The 16,127-nt window shown below is 61.9% G+C and carries 19 protein-coding genes and 1 pseudogene; 10 read left to right on the forward strand and 10 right to left on the reverse strand.

Features of this window, described 5'->3' with window-relative positions; translation table 11 throughout:
- The first annotated feature begins 135 nt into the window (after positions 1–135).
- Positions 136–561 (forward strand): secondary thiamine-phosphate synthase enzyme YjbQ, encoded by a 426-nt coding sequence (locus tag M5B44_RS16160; RefSeq protein ID WP_248739852.1) that lies wholly within the window; start codon positions 136–138, stop codon positions 559–561.
- A gap of 102 nt (positions 562–663) precedes the next feature.
- Positions 664–990: a transcriptional regulator SutA gene (gene sutA / locus M5B44_RS16165; protein ID WP_007951900.1), complete on the forward strand. Its 327-nt coding sequence runs from the start codon at positions 664–666 to the stop codon at positions 988–990.
- 65 nt (positions 991–1,055) lie between these two features.
- On the opposite strand, the gene M5B44_RS16170 is transcribed toward sutA, so the two are convergent.
- Genes M5B44_RS16170 through lptM form a run of 6 tightly spaced genes read right to left on the reverse strand, consistent with a single transcriptional unit; the run spans position 1,056 to position 5,663 of the window.
- On the reverse strand, positions 1,056–1,760 hold the full coding sequence (locus tag M5B44_RS16170; RefSeq protein ID WP_248739853.1) for an HAD family hydrolase: 705 nt from the start codon (positions 1,758–1,760) through the stop codon (positions 1,056–1,058).
- Complete coding sequence (xerC, locus tag M5B44_RS16175; protein WP_114886293.1) at positions 1,757–2,656, reverse strand: tyrosine recombinase XerC; 900 nt, start codon at positions 2,654–2,656, stop codon at positions 1,757–1,759. The genes M5B44_RS16170 and xerC overlap by 4 nt, the downstream gene beginning before the upstream one ends.
- A 2-nt stretch (positions 2,657–2,658) precedes the next feature.
- A complete protein-coding gene (locus M5B44_RS16180; protein WP_114886291.1) occupies positions 2,659–3,384 on the reverse strand; it encodes a DUF484 family protein in 726 nt (241 codons plus the stop codon).
- A gap of 13 nt (positions 3,385–3,397) precedes the next feature.
- Entirely contained in the window at positions 3,398–4,228 is an 831-nt protein-coding gene (dapF, locus tag M5B44_RS16185; RefSeq protein WP_114886289.1) for a diaminopimelate epimerase, read from the reverse strand.
- 4 nt (positions 4,229–4,232) lie between these two features.
- Positions 4,233–5,480 carry a diaminopimelate decarboxylase gene (lysA, locus tag M5B44_RS16190; protein ID WP_085708925.1) on the reverse strand — a complete coding sequence of 416 codons (1,248 nt, stop codon included), beginning with the start codon at positions 5,478–5,480 and terminating at the stop codon, positions 4,233–4,235.
- A 9-nt stretch (positions 5,481–5,489) separates the two neighbouring features.
- The gene (gene lptM / locus M5B44_RS16195; protein WP_134828489.1) at positions 5,490–5,663 is read right to left on the reverse strand and encodes an LPS translocon maturation chaperone LptM; all 174 of its coding nucleotides are present in this window, start codon (positions 5,661–5,663) and stop codon (positions 5,490–5,492) included.
- Positions 5,664–5,982: 319 nt separating this feature from the next.
- Here lptM and cyaY point away from each other — a divergent pair, with 319 nt between their 5' ends.
- From cyaY to rnk, 3 genes are all read left to right on the forward strand, one after another.
- The gene (gene cyaY, locus M5B44_RS16200) at positions 5,983–6,315 is read left to right on the forward strand and encodes an iron donor protein CyaY (protein WP_114886277.1); all 333 of its coding nucleotides are present in this window, start codon (positions 5,983–5,985) and stop codon (positions 6,313–6,315) included.
- A gap of 1 nt (position 6,316) precedes the next feature.
- Positions 6,317–6,535: a DUF1289 domain-containing protein gene (locus M5B44_RS16205; RefSeq protein WP_248739854.1), complete on the forward strand. Its 219-nt coding sequence runs from the start codon at positions 6,317–6,319 to the stop codon at positions 6,533–6,535.
- A 128-nt stretch (positions 6,536–6,663) separates the two neighbouring features.
- Positions 6,664–7,074, forward strand: coding sequence for a nucleoside diphosphate kinase regulator (gene rnk / locus M5B44_RS16210; RefSeq protein WP_085708929.1), 411 nt, complete (start codon positions 6,664–6,666; stop codon positions 7,072–7,074).
- A 7-nt stretch (positions 7,075–7,081) separates the two neighbouring features.
- On the opposite strand, the gene M5B44_RS16215 is transcribed toward rnk, so the two are convergent.
- The 3 genes from M5B44_RS16215 to M5B44_RS16225 all read right to left on the reverse strand — a co-directional run bounded on the left by M5B44_RS16215 (position 7,082) and on the right by M5B44_RS16225 (position 10,841).
- On the reverse strand, positions 7,082–9,925 hold the full coding sequence (locus M5B44_RS16215; protein WP_248739855.1) for a class I adenylate cyclase: 2,844 nt from the start codon (positions 9,923–9,925) through the stop codon (positions 7,082–7,084).
- A gap of 194 nt (positions 9,926–10,119) precedes the next feature.
- On the reverse strand, positions 10,120–10,365 hold the full coding sequence (locus tag M5B44_RS16220) for a TIGR02647 family protein (RefSeq protein ID WP_007951883.1): 246 nt from the start codon (positions 10,363–10,365) through the stop codon (positions 10,120–10,122).
- A 191-nt stretch (positions 10,366–10,556) separates the two neighbouring features.
- Positions 10,557–10,841, reverse strand: a complete 285-nt coding sequence (locus M5B44_RS16225; protein WP_102620727.1) for a hypothetical protein — start codon at positions 10,839–10,841, stop codon at positions 10,557–10,559.
- A 122-nt stretch (positions 10,842–10,963) separates the two neighbouring features.
- On the opposite strand from M5B44_RS16225, the gene M5B44_RS16230 reads away from it, so the two are divergent.
- On the forward strand, positions 10,964–11,623 hold the full coding sequence (locus M5B44_RS16230; protein WP_248739856.1) for a glutathione S-transferase family protein: 660 nt from the start codon (positions 10,964–10,966) through the stop codon (positions 11,621–11,623).
- A 59-nt stretch (positions 11,624–11,682) separates the two neighbouring features.
- Here M5B44_RS16230 and argH read toward each other — a convergent pair whose 3' ends face one another.
- Entirely contained in the window at positions 11,683–13,077 is a 1,395-nt protein-coding gene (gene argH, locus M5B44_RS16235) for an argininosuccinate lyase (RefSeq protein ID WP_103368168.1), read from the reverse strand.
- Between the two features lie 343 nt (positions 13,078–13,420).
- Between argH and M5B44_RS29080 the strand changes: the two are divergent.
- The 4 genes and pseudogenes from M5B44_RS29080 to M5B44_RS16255 form a co-directional block, all read left to right on the forward strand.
- Positions 13,421–13,552: pseudogene (locus tag M5B44_RS29080) on the forward strand (sensor histidine kinase); the annotation flags it as partial.
- Complete coding sequence (locus M5B44_RS16245; protein ID WP_085708933.1) at positions 13,549–14,295, forward strand: LytR/AlgR family response regulator transcription factor; 747 nt, start codon at positions 13,549–13,551, stop codon at positions 14,293–14,295. The pseudogene M5B44_RS29080 and the gene M5B44_RS16245, both read left to right, overlap by 4 nt.
- A 138-nt stretch (positions 14,296–14,433) precedes the next feature.
- Positions 14,434–15,375, forward strand: a complete 942-nt coding sequence (gene hemC, locus M5B44_RS16250; RefSeq protein ID WP_248739857.1) for a hydroxymethylbilane synthase — start codon at positions 14,434–14,436, stop codon at positions 15,373–15,375.
- On the forward strand, positions 15,372–16,127 hold the full coding sequence (locus tag M5B44_RS16255; RefSeq protein ID WP_248739858.1) for a uroporphyrinogen-III synthase: 756 nt from the start codon (positions 15,372–15,374) through the stop codon (positions 16,125–16,127). Before hemC ends, M5B44_RS16255 begins: the two co-directional genes overlap by 4 nt.

Here is a 16,127-nt window from a genome sequence, read left to right on the forward strand (position 1 = left end):
TTTTTCGTACTGCTTTGGTCGTGTTTACGACGGGTGTTTTTCTACGGCCAATGGCTTACATCATTGAAGGAATATTAGGGCCTTTGTTTTTTTTCAGAGCGCGCTAGAATGCGCCCCGAACGTGCGGAGAACTGTATGTGGCAACAGACTCTGATAACCCTGCGGGCACGGCCCCGGGGCTTTCATCTGGTAACGGAAGAGTTGCTCGCCGGACTGCCCGAACTCAAGGCATGCCGGGTCGGTCTGTTGCATTTGTGGCTACAGCATACCTCGGCGTCGTTGACCATCAACGAGAACGCCGATCCGGCGGTACGTCGCGACTTCGAACGATTTTTCAATCGTCTGATCCCACAAGGAACAGACGGCTATGAGCATAACGACGAAGGCCTGGACGACCTCCCGGCGCACTTCAAGGCCAGCGTGCTGGGCGGCCAGATCAGTTTGCCGGTAACGGCGGGTCGACTGGCACTGGGCACCTGGCAAGGCGTTTACCTGGGCGAGCATCGCGATCATGGCGGTGCCCGTAAAGTCCTCGCCACCTTGCACGGTGAAGGGGCATAAACCGTTGGTCACCAATGGTTACCGATTTTTTTACGGCGACTTTCGACAGTCGTCAAAGCTGGTCTATAACTAATCTGCTTTTCGCAAGTCATGAGGTAGAACATGAGCGACGATGATCTGGAAAACGACGACCTCGAAGTAGGCGACGAAGACGAGGCCGAAGACGGTCTGGAAGCGGCAGCGGAAGACGTTGCTGAAGACGATGGCGGTGACGATACGCCGGCCCCTGCTGCCAAAGGCAAGGCCAAGGCTGCGGTGTCGGTCGACGAGTTGCCGAGCATCGAAGCCAAGAACAAGGAGCGCGACGCCCTGGCCAAGGCCATGGAAGAGTTCCTTGCCCGTGGCGGCAAAGTGCAGGAAGTGGAGGCCAACGTGGTCGCCGATCCGCCCAAGAAGCCGGACAACAAGTACGGCAGCCGCCCTATCTGAGGCGTGCCGCTTGCTTGCTGAAAAAGCCCGCCGTCGCTGCGGGCTTTTTCATGGGCGAAAGAAATCTAGCCGCGGCTGTTCCAGCGGGCGAGCACGGCGGGAAGGTCGGTCAGGCTGCGAATCTCCGCATCCGGCAAGCGCTCCGCTTCCCAGACCTTGCCTGCCGGGTTGAACCAGATCGCACGCAAGCCCGCCTGCTGTGCTCCGGCAATGTCATCCCCCGGATGATCGCCGATATGCACCGCCGCTTCGGCACTCACGCCACCGCGCTGCAGGGCTTCATGAAACAGGCGCGCATCCGGCTTGGCGATACCGATGTCTTCGGCGCACAGCGCAAATTTGAAGTAATCCGCCAGCCCGAGACGACGCACATCGGCATTGCCGTTGGTGACCACGCCGAGGGCGTAGTGTTTGGCGAGGGTTTCCAGGATCGGCTCGACTTCCGGGAATACCTCGATCTGATGCCGCGCATGCAGAAACACTTCAAAACTCTTGTCCGCCAGATTCGACGCTTCGTCGTGGGCATATCCGGACTCTTCCAAAGCATGGAACAGCACTCGCCGGCGCAACGCGCTGATGCGGTGCTTGAGACCCGGTTCGCTGGCCAGCACGCGCTCGCGGATCGACCACAGATGTTCCACCGGCACCGCGCCAAGTTTCGGCGCATGTTCGCTCAGCCATTCGCGCAAAACCGCTTCGGCGCTGACGATCACCGGGGCGGTGTCCCACAGGGTGTCGTCGAGGTCGAAGGTGATCAACTGGATACTCATGAATCATCGCCTTTCATGCGTTTGGCCCGTGGGTGGGCGCTGTCGTAGACCGCCGCCAGATGCTGGAAGTCCAGGTGGGTATAGATCTGGGTGGTCTTGATATCCGAGTGGCCGAGCAGTTCCTGCACCGCGCGCAGGTCCTGGGAGGACTCCAGCAAATGGCTGGCGAAAGAGTGCCGCAGCATGTGCGGATGCAGGTTCTGCCCCAGTTCGCGCTCGCCGGCCAGTTTGACCCGTACCTGAATCGCTCGTGGCCCGAGGCGCCGGCCTTGCTGGCTGACGAACACCGCGTCGTCCGCCGGGTTGGTCAGCGCCCGCAACGGCAGCCATTGCTCCAGCGCTTCCCGGGCCTTTTTGCCGACGGGCAACAGACGCGTCTTGCTGCCCTTGCCGAGCACCTGAACCATGCCGTCGGCGAGGTCGAGCTGATCGAGGTTGAGCCCGGTCAGCTCCGACAGGCGCAGGCCCGAGGAATAGAACAATTCCAGAATCGCCTGATCGCGTCGGGCCAGAAAGTCGTCCTCGACCGCGCCTTCAAGCAGTTGCAGCGCCCGGTCGGTGTCGAGGGTTTTCGGCAGGCGGCGCTCGCCTTTGGGCGGTGTCAGGCCGGTGGCCGGGTCGTGATCGCAGAGACCTTCGCGATTCAAATAATGATAGAGCCCGCGCACTGCCGAGAGCAGGCGTGCCAGGCTGCGGGAGGACTGGCCCTGGGCATGCAGGCGGGCGATCAGGCTGCGCAGGCGCTGGATGTCCAGGGCCTGCCAGCTGCCGACGTTCTGTTTGTTGCACCAGCCGAGGACTTTATCGAGGTCGCGGCGGTAGGCCGACAGCGTGTGCGGCGACACCTGCCGCTCACTGCGCAGGTGTTCGCAGTAAGCGTCCAGTTGTCGTTCCATGCTCAGCGTACCGAGCGCAGGGAGCTGTTGACCCGTGGCAGCACGCGGCCCATGACTTCGGCGATGTAGCTAAGGAACAGCGTGCCGACCGAACTTTTGTAGTGCTGCGGATCACGGCTGGCGATGGCCAGGATTCCGTGAATGCCCTGGTGGCTGACGGCGACCACGGCGGTGGAACCGATCTGCTTGCGCTGTTCTTCGCCGAACAGGAAGTCCAGCTCGTGTTCACGCAGGCTGCCGCTGACGCTCTTGCCTTCGGTGAGCAGGCCGCCGATGGCAGTCTGCGCGTCGGCGTGAGTGACCCAACGGCCGACCGGAGCCGGGTTGTCACCAAGCAGGATCAGGCTGACGAAGGGCACCTGAAAGTCCTGGCGCAGACTGTCTTCGACGCTGATTACCACGTCTTCCAGTGTAGCGGCGTCCATCAGGGCGAGGATCAGGCGGCGGGTCTTGTCGAACAGGCGATCGTTGTCCCGGGCCACGTCCATCAAGTGCGAGAGGCGGTGACGCATCTCGATGTTGCGGTCGCGCAGGATGGACATCTGTCGCTCGACCAGCGACACGGTATCGCCGCGACGATGGGGGATGCGCAGGGACGGCAGCAGCTCTTCGTGCTCGACGAAGAAGTCCGGATGAGCCTCCAGGTACGCGGCAACCGCTGCCGCCTCCAGGCTCTCGGACGCTGTTTCACCGGACTGTCGGGCGGGTACCTGAGGCTTATCGGTCATGGCTTCTGCTCACTCAAAGACGGACTTGTCCTTCGTATACACGCACTGCCGGACCGGTCATCAGCACCGGTTGGCCGGGGCCTGCCCATTCGATGGACAGGCGCCCGCCCGGCAGGTCGATCAATAGCGGCGAATCCATCCACCCCTGGCTGATCGCAGCTACAGCAGCAGCGCAGGCGCCGGTGCCGCAGGCCTGGGTTTCCCCGGCACCGCGTTCCCAGACGCGCAGTTGTGCGCGATTACGGTCGATGACCTGGAGAAAGCCGACATTGACCCGCGCCGGAAAGCGCGGATGGTGTTCGATCTTCGGCCCCAGCTCATGCACCGGTGCGGTGTTGATGTCCTGCACGCGCAGTACTGCGTGGGGGTTGCCCATCGACACTGCCGCCAGTTCCACCGATGTACCGTCGACATCGACCTGATAGCTCAGGGCCTGCTCGCTCGCCTGGAACGGAATGTCCGCCGGCACCTGACGCGGCGCGCCCATGTTCACGCCGATCTGGCCGTCGTTACGCACGTCCAGCTCGATGATGCCGCCCTTGGTCTCGACGCGGATCTGCCGCTTGGCGGTCAGGCGCTTGTCGAGCACGAAGCGGGCGAAGCAGCGTGCACCGTTACCGCACTGTTCGACTTCGGAGCCGTCGGAGTTGAAGATCCGGTAACGGAAATCCACGTCCGGATTGCTCGGCGCCTCGACGATCAGCAACTGGTCGAAACCGATGCCGGTGTGCCGGTCGCCCCACATTTTTGCGTGCTTGGGCTGAATGTGCGCGTGCTGGCTGACCAGGTCGAGGACCATGAAGTCGTTGCCCAGGCCGTGCATCTTGGTAAAACGCAGCAGCATGGGGTTACTCCGGCAGCAGGCTTTCGCCGGCAAACAGCTCGGCCACGGTCTCGCGGCGACGCACTTCAAATACCTGATCGCCATCTACCAGCACTTCGGCGGCACGACCGCGAGTGTTGTAGTTGGAGCTCATCACAAAGCCGTAGGCACCGGCCGAATGCACAGCCAGCAGGTCGCCTTCTTCCAGCGCCAGTTCGCGATCCTTGGCGAGGAAATCGCCGGTCTCGCAGATCGGGCCGACCACGTCGTACTTGCGTGCTGCGGTGTCGCGCGGCTTGACCGCCGTCACGTCCATCCACGCCTGGTACAGAGCCGGGCGGATCAGGTCGTTCATCGCCGCATCGACGATGGCGAAGTCTTTGTGCTCGGTGTGCTTGAGGTACTCGACCTGGGTCAGCAGCACGCCGGCATTGGCGACGATGAAGCGGCCCGGTTCGAACACCAGCGCCAGGTCACGACCGACCAGACGCTCGCGCACGGCCTTGATGTAATCGGCGGCCAATGGCGGCTCTTCATCGCGGTAACGCACACCCAGGCCACCACCGAGATCGATGTGGCGCAGGTGGATGCCGCAATCGCCCAGGCGATCCACCAGATCGAGCAGGCGATCGAGCGCATCGAGGAACGGTGGCAGGGTGGTCAGTTGCGAGCCGATGTGGCAGTCGACGCCGACCACTTCCAGGTTCGGCAGGTGCGCGGCACGCACGTACACGTCTTCGGCGTCGGCGATGGCGATGCCGAACTTGTTCTCTTTGAGACCGGTGGAAATGTACGGGTGGGTGCCGGCATCGACGTCCGGGTTCACGCGCAGGGAAATCGGTGCACGAACGCCCAGTTCGGCGGCGACTACTTGCAGGCGCTCCAGCTCGTCGGTGGATTCGACGTTGAAGCAATGCACGCCGACTTCCAGCGCGCGACGCATGTCGTCACGGGTCTTGCCGACGCCGGAGAACACGATCTTGTCAGGGCTGCCGCCGGCGGCCAGGACGCGTTCCAGCTCGCCACGGGAGACGATGTCGAAACCGGCGCCGATGCGGGCCAGGACATTCAGTACACCGAGGTTGGAGTTGGCCTTGACCGCGAAGCACACCAGGTGCGGCATGCCGGCCAGCGCATCGGCATAGGCCAAGTACTGGGCCTCGATGTGGGCGCGGGAGTAGACGTAGGTCGGTGTGCCGAAGCGGTCGGCGATGGCGGACAGCGCCACACCTTCCGCGAACAGTTCCCCGCCACGGTAGTTAAAAGCGTCCATGGCGATCCCTTATTGGTAAACGTCGTGCTTGTGTGCTTTGGACGACTGCTTTTGCGAAGACTGGGCTTGTGCAGCCGGGTCCTGATCGTCATCCGGCAGGTACAGCGGGCCTTTCTGACCGCAGGCCGAAACGAGACAGGCAACCGCGACGAGCGCAGCAAGGGAAGAGATCAGGCGCTTCATGGCGAAATCCTTGAATATGCGTTAATTGCGCCGGAGTATACCGGCCACCCGGCAGCTTGCCTATGCGACGGAACTCCCGTCCGGCGGGGCTCGCCCGCAGGCGGGTCGATCAAGTGCAATCCTTGTGGGAGCGAGCCTGCTCGCGATGGCATCGACATATTCAACATCCGGGTGTCTGATCCACCGCAATCGCGAGCAGGCTCGCTCCCACAAGGGACAGTGCAGACAGGGTTGTTGGTCGTTATCCTTTGCAATCGGCTGGCAGCGTCCGTATCTTGCGGCGCTTGAGCCTGATCAGACATTTTTTGAGGTTGCCGCAATGAGTTTGTCCGAAGCCCGTTTCCATGATCTGGTCGATGCCACCCAGCAAGCGCTGGAGGACATCTTTGATGAAAGTGGCCTGGATCTGGATATGGAGAACTCGGCCGGTGTGCTGACTATCAAGTTCGACAACGGCAGTCAGTTGATCTTCAGCCGTCAGGAGCCTCTGCGTCAGTTGTGGCTGGCTGACCGTTCCGGTGGTTTCCATTTCGACTATGACGAGCAGGCCGGCAAGTGGGTCTGCGAGAAAACCGAAGAGCTGCTGGGCGAAATGCTGGAGCGCATCGTCTGGGAGCGCGCCGGCGAAAAACTCGATTTCGACGAAATCTGAGATGACGACCGCGCCACGCCCTGCCAAGCCGCTCTACAGCAACGTCAGCCCGGCCGTGCCTTCGCCGTGCACCGGCGTGTGTCGGCTGGATGAGCAGAAGGTCTGTCTCGGCTGCATGCGCCATGTCGAAGACATTCGTGAATGGCGATCAGCCAATGACGAGCGCCGTCGGGTGATTTGCGCGCAAGCGACTCACCGCAGGCAGCACTCCGGGACGTAGCTTGTATATTTTTTGAGCTGTGATAGTGTCCGGAAACGCCTCAACCCATCGAGGCCTGGTGAAAACCCCGTCTTTTTTGGCGGGGTTTTGCTTTTTTTGTGTGCAGAAGAAAGGAGTCTGCCCGGATCATGACCGCACCTTCCATCACCCTTACCCGTCTGGACGTGCAACGTCTGGAACGCCTGATCGACAGCCTGGATGACTCGCTGCCGGGCGTGATCGCGCTGCAAACCGAGCTGGACCGCGCCGATACCCTGGTCGGCCACGATGAAGTGCCCGCCGATGTCGTGACGATGAATTCCCGTGTGCACTGTCGCGAAGAAGGCAGTGGCAAGGACTACCACCTGACCCTGGTCTATCCGAAGCACGCCAACGCCGATGAAGGCAAGATCTCGATCCTGGCCCCGGTCGGCAGCGCGCTGCTGGGCCTGAAGGTTGGTCAGCACATCGACTGGCCGGCACCGGGCGGCAAGACCCTGAAGCTGACCTTGCTGGAAGTCGAATCGCAGCCGGCCAACGGCGGCGATTTTCCGGAGTAACCCCGCCTCAGACCTGCTCGAGCGCCTCGTTCAGAGAGCGTTCCAGGTCGGCCTTGTAACGCAGATACAGATTGCTCGAACTCTGCCCGTCACCGATCACACCCGACAGGTCCAGGTCGGTGATGTAGCAGCGGTAGCGCTCGGTTTCCCGGCGCTGACCGACGATTTCCCGGGCGACCACGCTGAACAGCTGGTCGCCATGTTCCAGTTCGCAGAACTCCCGCTGATTGCAATACAACGTGACCTGCACTTCGCCCGGTGCGGCTTTGCCGATGATCGCCTGCACGTCGTAGAACGGTTTGTTGACTGGCGTCTGCGGCGCCGGGCGCATTTCGACCCGTCGTGCGCGCCCCGGTCCTGATGGCAATAACTGGTAATACAAGATTTCAAGGCTGGCGGCATGGTTTGAATCCATGGGCAGCAGTGCTTCGCGCCGGAACTGGATCGATTGCAGGAAACGCTGCAACGGCACCAGCAGACTTTGCTCGTCGTGATAGGGCAAATGCTGTTGCCACAGTGCGTTGAATTCGTCGAGCACGTACAGCTCGGCCGTTTGCTCGGTGATCCGGTAAAACACCTGAATGCATTCGGGCTGGCCCATCGGCAGGATCAGCGCGAGGTCGTGGTCTTCCAGCGCCATCGGGTCCAGGTGCAGCGGGCTGTAGCGCGGTTGCTCCTCGCCGAGGTAATCGAGCAGTGCCGGCAGGGTGGCGAGGGCGACATGGCTGACCTGGCCCGGCACCAGTTCCAGCACGTGATAGTGCTGCTGCACCTGAATCAGGTAGCGGTGATTCAAGTCGCTGAGCAGCAGGTTCTGTGCGGTATCGACGATCTCTTCCACCCGGCGGGCGATGAATTGCGCGCGGTTGTGGCAGAAGCAACGCACTCGCAGCGAGGGCTGTTGCGGTCCGCGCGGCAGGTTGTTGAGGTAATCGCGCAGGCAGTCGAGCAGCGCATGCGGGCCGTCGAAGCGGTTGACCAGCACTTCGTTCCAGCTGTTGAGCGTGACCTGATCGAGGGTCAGCACCAGGTTCTCGCGCACGCCGGCATAGCTCAGGGAGTCCGTGCGTTCGGTGGTCATCAGGATGTTCAGGTCGCGGTGATGCTTGAGCGGATCGACCCCGACATTCACCAGAATCAGCACTTCGCTCGGCACGCTGGCCCTCAGCAGCGGTTCTTCGGCAACGGTCGGCAAGGGCAGGGCGATGCTCTGCTGCAGGCTGCCGAGCAGATTGAACAGCTCGAACTCGCTCATGTCGCTGGTGCCGGGGTGCAGGGCCAGTCGGGTGCTGCTGTCGATCACGCCGTTGCGATGACACCAGGTCAGCAGTTCCAGCAACTGGCGGCTGCGCTTGATCGGCGCGAAATGCTCCCACTCCAGCGCCGTCAGGCTGCCGTTGTACAGGCCCCACTGGGTTTGCCCGGGTTCCTTTTTATTTGGCGACTGCACCAGGGTCAGGGTGTCTTCGGCCAGGTCCGGGGCGATGCCGGGATTGATGAACTCGACTTTGTCGGCCTTGCGTTCGAACGCGGCATACAGGCGCCGACCGAGAACGTTGAGGTCACGTTTGTTGATCAGGCTGACGGTCTGCTCGGTGCGGGCGAACTGGGTCAGGAAGCGATAGCTGTAATTCAGCTCGTTGACCAGAGCCCGGCGCTCGGCGCTGACCTGTCGCACTTTCCACTGGCTGCGGCTGTCGAGCAGCGCCAGTTGCCGCTGATCCCAGTGCCATTCGCTGGCCAGTCTTTCCAGCAACGAACGCTGCCAGCTCTGGGTGCGGCTGTTGCCGGTGAGCTTGCGGTTGACCTTGAGGTACAGCGCACGGCGTACCAGTTCCAGGCGTTCGGGTTCATTGCGGGCGGTGAGGTATTCCTCGATCCGGCGGTAAACCACCATGTACGGATCCAGCTCGTCGAGGTCGAGCCGGTTGGCGAATACCGCCTGCTTGAAGCGCAGGCTCAGGCACTGCACCTGCGGATGTTCGCTGGCGTAGACCTCGATCAGCAGCAGCTTGAGCACCGACTTGTAAGGCGACTCGATGCCCTTGAACAACTGCCACAGCCCGGCGCCCACGAATTCGCCCGGCGGAATGTGCGCCAGTGGGCCGAGGTCGAGGGTTTCATCGTTGCGGATGAAACGCTTGGAGATCAGGGTGTGGGTGTACTGGTCGTATGCGCGCTCTTCGTAGACCGGCACCAGCCACCAGATCGGCGTGCGCCCGGCCAGCCAGATCGCGGTGCGGTAGAACTCGTCCAGCAGCAGATAGTGCTGGGTGGTGCCGCAATCTTCGGAACTGAGCTGGGTATCGCGCTCGCCTTTGACGAAACGCACCGGGTCGATCAGAAAGAAATGCGCCTCCGCACCCTGACTCGCGGCCCAGGCTTCGAGCAACTGGCATTTTTTACGCAGCTCGGCGAGTTCGCTGTCGCTCAGGTCGGGTGCGTGGCAGACCCACACGTCCATGTCGCTCTGGTCGGCCTGGGCCAGGGTGCCAAGACTGCCCATCAGGAACAGTCCGTGAATCGGTCTTGGCGGGTTGCTGCCGTGGCGCGGCTTGTAGGAAAACGAACGCGTCAGGCGCTGGGCTTCGGTGAGTGCGTCGGCGTCCGGCTCGTAATTCGACAACCCGGCCGGCGTGCTGCCCGAAACATAGCCGGGCAGCAGTGGATGATTGACGTGGAAAAACAGCGGCAACAGGGTCAGCACGCTTTGCTGGCGCGTCGACAGGCCTTCGAGGGCCCGGTTCAGGCGGCCTTCGTTGAGTTTGAGAAAGCGTGCGCGCAGCTGGCTGAGTACCTTGCGGTCGATTCCCTCGTCCAGGTCGGGGCGGATTTCATGGGTGCGGGTCATGTCGACTCAAACCGGCTCGCAGGGCTCGGAGGCAGAGGGTCACGGAATGCGAGGGAGTTTAGCGCCTGTGCAACGCGAGCATTAAGCTGAATTTGTTTTTTGACGCCAGATTTCCACCGCGTGACGGTGGCGTGCGGCCGGGCTGGCCCGCGGAAATCCCGTGGCGGAGGTTTCCGTGGGCAAAGTCGGGAGGATCAGGCGGTTTGTTGCTCTTTCAGAATCGTCAGTACGGTCTGCACGTTTTGTGCGGCATCACGACCGAGACTGGTCAGGTAACCGCCATCAGGCTGGTCTGTCAGTTCTTTTTCAAAGAGGCGTTGGGCAGCAGCGATGTGCTTCGGGGCAGCGGTCTGATGAATTTTCAGACCTTCCTGGGAACTGTCCAGGTTGAAGAGTGCGAGGACTTCCAGTTCGGCAACCAACTCAGGGGTAAGCGACATAAGGACTCCAGACTTTCTAGGAATTGGACGACAGCGCCCCTAAGGTGAACCTGCCGGCGCGGCCTGTCCAGTGTGCGCCAGGGTTTTTGTCTCGGGGGTGGATTCCAGTGTAGTCAGGGGCCGGGAGAAGGCCGGATGGAAGGGTGACAAATTGTGTGGGAGCCAGGCAGCTCCCACATCGGGCTGCCCGGTTAAGCCTTTTCCGGTGGCAACTCAGGCAGGGCGCGAAGGGCCGCTTCGTACCATTCGGTATTGAACGCGCGGTCGTCATCGAGCATGGCGTCGATTTCGTAGGCCAGGACGTGGGCCATCAGGTTCAGGATGTCTTCGCGCTCGTAACCGACGAGGGTCAGTTTGTTGAACGTGGCCTTGGCCGCTGGCGGGTTGTCGCTTTCGATCTGGTTTTCGATGGCTTCGATCAAAGTGCTCTCGGTGAACTCTTCTTCGTCGTTATCGATGTCTGTCGGCTCGCTCATGGCAGGCTCCTCAAGGAAAGGCGCAGTTTACCCGCATTCAGCGGCGTGATGCTGCTGGCGGGATTCTCCGGAGCGATCTATAAACAGGCACTGCCCACCCCGCACGGCCTGGAGGCTATGTGATGTTCAAGCTCTACGGATTCTCAGTCAGCAACTACTACAACATGGTCAAACTGGCGCTGCTGGAAAAAGGCCTGCCGTTCGAGGAAGTCACGTTCTATCCGACGCCTACGCCTGAGTCTCTGGCCATCAGCCCGCGCGGCAAGGTGCCGGTGCTGGGCGCCGAAGGTGGCTACATCAACGAAACGATGGTGATGCTCGAATACCTCGAAAGCAGCCAGAAGGGTGTTCCGCTGCTGCCGGCCGAGCCGTTTGCGCGCGCCCAGGTGCTGGCGGTGGCCAAGGAAATCGAGCTGTACATCGAGTTGCCGGCCCGTGCCTGTTACGGCGAAGCGTTTTTCGGCGCGGCACTGCCGGAGGCGATCAAGGAGAAGACCAAGGCTGAATTGCTGCTGGGGTTTGCGGCGCTGGGCCGTCACGGCAAGTTTGCCCCGTATGTGGCGGGCGACAGTTTGAGCATCGCTGACTTGTACTTCCTCTACAGCGTGCCGTTGGCGGCTGCGGTGGGGCACAAACTGTTCGGTCTGGATCTGTTGGCTGACATGCCGAAGGCCAAGGCACTGCTGGAGCGACTTGAGCAGAATCCGCATGTACAGAAGATTGCAGCGGACAAGGAAGCGGCGATGCCGACGTTTTTGGCGATGATCGCAGCCAAAAAGTAGAAATTTGTTCTGACGCGAGTTCGCGAGCAAGTCGATGATTCGACTTGCCCGCGATGCTTTTAGCGGCTGGCGATCAATGCCTGACCGCGAGCTACGGCAGCCTTGACCTGCGCCGGCGCAGTGCCGCCGATGTGGTCACGGGCATTCACCGAGCCTTCCAGGGTCAGCACGGCAAACACGTCCTGCTCGATCTGGTCGCTGAACTGACGCAGTTCTTCCAGGCTCATCTCCGCCAGATCCTTGCCGGTGTCGACGCCGTATTTCACGGCATGGCCGACGATTTCGTGGCAGTCACGGAACGGCAGGCCGCGGCGAACCAGATAGTCGGCCAGATCGGTGGCGGTGGAGAAGCCGCGCAACGCCGCTTCACGCATGATCGCGTGCTTCGGTTTGATCGCCGGGATCATGTCGGCAAAGGCACGCAGCGAGTCGCGCAGGGTGTCGGCGGCGTCGAACAGCGGTTCCTTGTCTTCCTGGTTGTCCTTGTTGTAGGCCAGCGGCTGGCCTTTCATCAGGGTCAGCAGGCCCATCAGAGCGCCGAACACACGGCCGGTCTTGCCACGTACCAGTTCCGGCACGTCGGGGTTTTTCTTTTGCGGCATGATCGAGCTGCCGGTGCAGAAGCGGTCCGGCAGATCGATGAACTGGAACTGCGCGCTGGTCCACAGCACCAGCTCTTCGGAGAAGCGCGACAGGTGCATCATCGCGATGCTCGCCGCCGAGCAGAATTCGATGGCGAAGTCACGATCGGACACGTTGTCCAGCGAGTTGCCGCCGACAGCGTCGAAGCCCAGCAGTTGTGCGGTGTATTCGCGGTCGATCGGGTAGGTGGTGCCGGCCAGCGCGGCGCTGCCCAGCGGCATGCGGTTGGTGCGCTTGCGGCAGTCGACCAGACGCTCGTAGTCGCGGCTGAGCATTTCGAACCAGGCCAGCATGTGGTGACCGAAGGTCACAGGCTGTGCGGTCTGCAGGTGGGTGAAGCCCGGCATGATGCTCGCGGCCTCACGCTCGGCCTGCTCCAGCAGGCCTTTTTGCAGGCGGGTGATCTCGGCCAGGATCAGGTCGATCTCGTCGCGCAGCCACAGGCGGATGTCGGTGGCGACCTGGTCGTTGCGGCTGCGGCCGGTGTGCAGCTTCTTGCCGGTGATGCCGATGCGGTCGGTCAGGCGTGCCTCGATGTTCATGTGCACGTCTTCGAGGTCCACGCGCCAGTCGAACTGGCCGGCCTCGATTTCGCCCTGGATGGTCTTCAGGCCATCGATGATGCTGTCGCGCTCGGCATCCGTCAGCACGCCGACCTTGGCCAGCATGGTGGCGTGGGCGATCGAGCCCATGATGTCGTGGCGATACAGGCGCTGGTCGAAAGTGACGGAGGCGGTGAAGCGGGCGACGAAGGCGTCGACGGGTTCACTGAAGCGGCCGCCCCAGGACTGATTGGTCTTGTCAGTGCTCATGAATTCGCTCGTATCGGCTTGAAGAAAGAAGGCGTGAAACGCTGGCGCGGATAATAACAGGGTTGCCAATCCTGTCGTTGACACTGGTCGATACGTTTTTTTCTCATCTCTGCGTTCATAGTCGCCGCCGGTTCCGGGGGATTTGCGCAAGGATATTTTCCGATTGAGCAATATCGGCCCGGCGAGCGTCTACAGTAGGACTAAGGGTCGGCGCGACTGTGGATCGTGCAAAGGTCTGGCCGCCGACTATAAGAAGAGAGGGGTGGGTGTTTTGACCATCGGCATACCCTGCGTAAAACGCAGACAGACGCGAGCTTCGAGTGGTGCGTCCCGGGTGTCGGCAAATATTGCCGGCCGACGTACGGCACTTTTTGGCGCTCGCGCTAGTCTTAGCGTGGATCGCGGTGACGGACGTCACTCCACTTGTCTACGCTATCCTTGTGCGAGACTCACGCAGGAATCCAGCGCAATATGAATGTCCTGATCGTTGATGACGAACCACTGGCCCGCGAGCGCCTCGCCCGAATGGTGAGCGAGCTCGAGGGCTACACAGTCCTGGAGCCCAGCGCCACCAATGGCGAAGAGGCGTTGGCACTGATCGACAGCCACAAGCCGGATATCGTGCTGCTCGATATCCGCATGCCGGGCCTCGACGGCCTGCAAGTGGCTGCCCGGCTGTGCGAACGCGAAACCCCGCCCGCCGTGGTGTTCTGCTCCGGTATCGATGAATTTCCCTTGGAGGCCCTGCAGGCCAGCGCCGTGGGCCATGTGGTGAAACCCGTGAGAACCGAACATCTGCAGGAAGCCCTGAAAAGGGCCGAACGTCCGAATCGGGCTCAGCTATCGGCCCTGACCCGTCCCGCCGCCGAAAGCGGCAATGGTCCGCGCAGTCATATCAGCGCCCGAACCCGCAAAGGCATCGAACTGATCCCGCTGGATCAGGTGGTGTATTTCATTGCCGATCACAAATACGTGACCCTGCGTCATGAAGCCGGTGAAGTCCTGCTGGACGAGCCGCTCAAGGCCCTGGAAGACGAATTCGGCGAGCGCTTCGTGCGGATCCATCGCAACGCGCTGGTGGCTCGGGACCGCATCGAGCGGCTTCAACGCACACCACTGGGGCACTTCCAGCTGTTCCTCAAAGGCCTGAACGGTGATGCGCTGATCGTCAGTCGCCGGCATGTGGCGGGCGTACGTAAAATGATGCAAGGGCTTTAGTCCGCAGGCGTCGGGCGGCTCTCAATTCTTTTCACCAGGCATTGCCGGCCAGGGAGGCCACGCCGTTTCTGATTCAGGTCAAAGTGGATTTGGCTGAGCTGTTATTATCCGCCGTATCTATTCAGTACGGATTGATCCATGTCCTCTCGCGAAATCCGCATCGCCACCCGCAAAAGTGCACTGGCCCTCTGGCAGGCCGAATACGTCAAAGCCCGTCTGGAAGCAGCCCACCCGGGACTGCTGGTGACGCTGGTGCCCATGGTCAGTCGCGGCGACAAGCTGCTCGATTCCCCCCTGTCGAAAATCGGCGGCAAGGGCCTGTTCGTCAAGGAACTGGAAACCGCGCTGCTGGAAAACGAAGCCGACATCGCCGTCCATTCGATGAAAGACGTGCCGATGGACTTCCCCGAAGGTCTCGGTCTGTTCTGCATCTGCGAGCGCGAAGACCCGCGCGATGCCTTTGTCTCCAATACTTTTTCCAGCCTTGATGCGTTGCCGGCCGGCAGCATCGTCGGTACCTCCAGCCTGCGTCGCCAGGCACAGTTGCTGACCCGTCGTCCCGACCTGGAAATCCGTTTCCTGCGCGGCAACGTCAACACCCGTCTGGCCAAGCTCGATGCCGGCGAGTATGACGCGATCATCCTCGCGGCGGCCGGCCTGATTCGCCTCGGCTTCGAAGATCGCATTACCTCGGCGATCAGCGTCGACGACAGCCTGCCGGCCGGTGGCCAGGGCGCGGTGGGTATCGAATGCCGCAGCGCCGACACTGAAATCCACGCCTTGCTCGCACCTTTGCATCACGCCGATACGGCTGACCGTGTGAGCGCCGAACGTGCCCTCAACAAACACTTGAATGGCGGTTGCCAGGTGCCGATTGCCTGCTACGCCGTGCTCGAAGGCGAGCAATTATGGCTGCGTGGTCTGGTCGGCGAGCCGAGCGGTGGCAAGCTGTTGAGTGCCGAAGCCCGGGCGCCGCGCTCTGACGCTGAAGCGCTGGGTGTGCAGGTGGCTGAAGATTTGCTGCGCCAGGGTGCCGACGACATTCTCAAGGCTGTCTACGGCGAGGCAGGTCACGAGTGACGACCTGGCGCCTGCTGCTGACGCGCCCCGCTGACGATTGCGAGGCGCTGGCCGAGGTACTGGCCGGGCAGGGGATTTTCAGCAGTTGCCTGCCGCTTTTGGAGATCGCGCCGCTGCCGGTCTCTGACACAATGCGCCAGACCTTTGCCGGATTGTCGCGCTTTAGCGCGGTGATCGTGGTCAGCAAGCCGGCGGCGCGCATCGCTGGGCAATTGATCGATGCCGTGCCGGGCATGCCCTGGTTCAGCGTTGGCGCAGCGACGGCGCAGATTCTTCGGGATCGGGGTCTCGATGCGCATTGCCCGGACGAGGGCGATGACAGTGAAGCCTTGCTGCAATTGCCGCGTCTGCTCGAGGTCGTTGCACAGCCCGGCGCGCAGGTGTTGATCCTGCGCGGAGAGGGTGGTCGCGAGCTGCTGGCCGAGCGCCTGCGCGCGCTTGGTGCTAGTGTCGAGTATCTGGAACTGTACCGCCGTGACCTGCCGGACTATCCGCCGCGGGAACTGCCCCGACGGATTGCGGCGGAACGCCTGAACGGGCTGGTGGTCAGCAGTGGACAGGGTTTTGAGCACCTGCGTCAGTTAGCCGGTGATACTTGGCCGGTGCTTGCGCAGATGCCGTTGTTTGTTCCAAGCCCAAGGGTCGCCGAGCAGGCACGTGCCGCCGGGGCCCGAACAGTTGTGGATTGTCGCGGCGCCAGTGCCGCGGCCTTGCTGACGGCGTTACGGGAGCATCCCGTGCCCGTTCTCTAA

This window comes from Pseudomonas sp. MWU12-2029 (genome assembly GCF_023242425.1).
In the GTDB taxonomy this organism is placed as follows: domain Bacteria; phylum Pseudomonadota; class Gammaproteobacteria; order Pseudomonadales; family Pseudomonadaceae; genus Aquipseudomonas; species Aquipseudomonas kribbensis.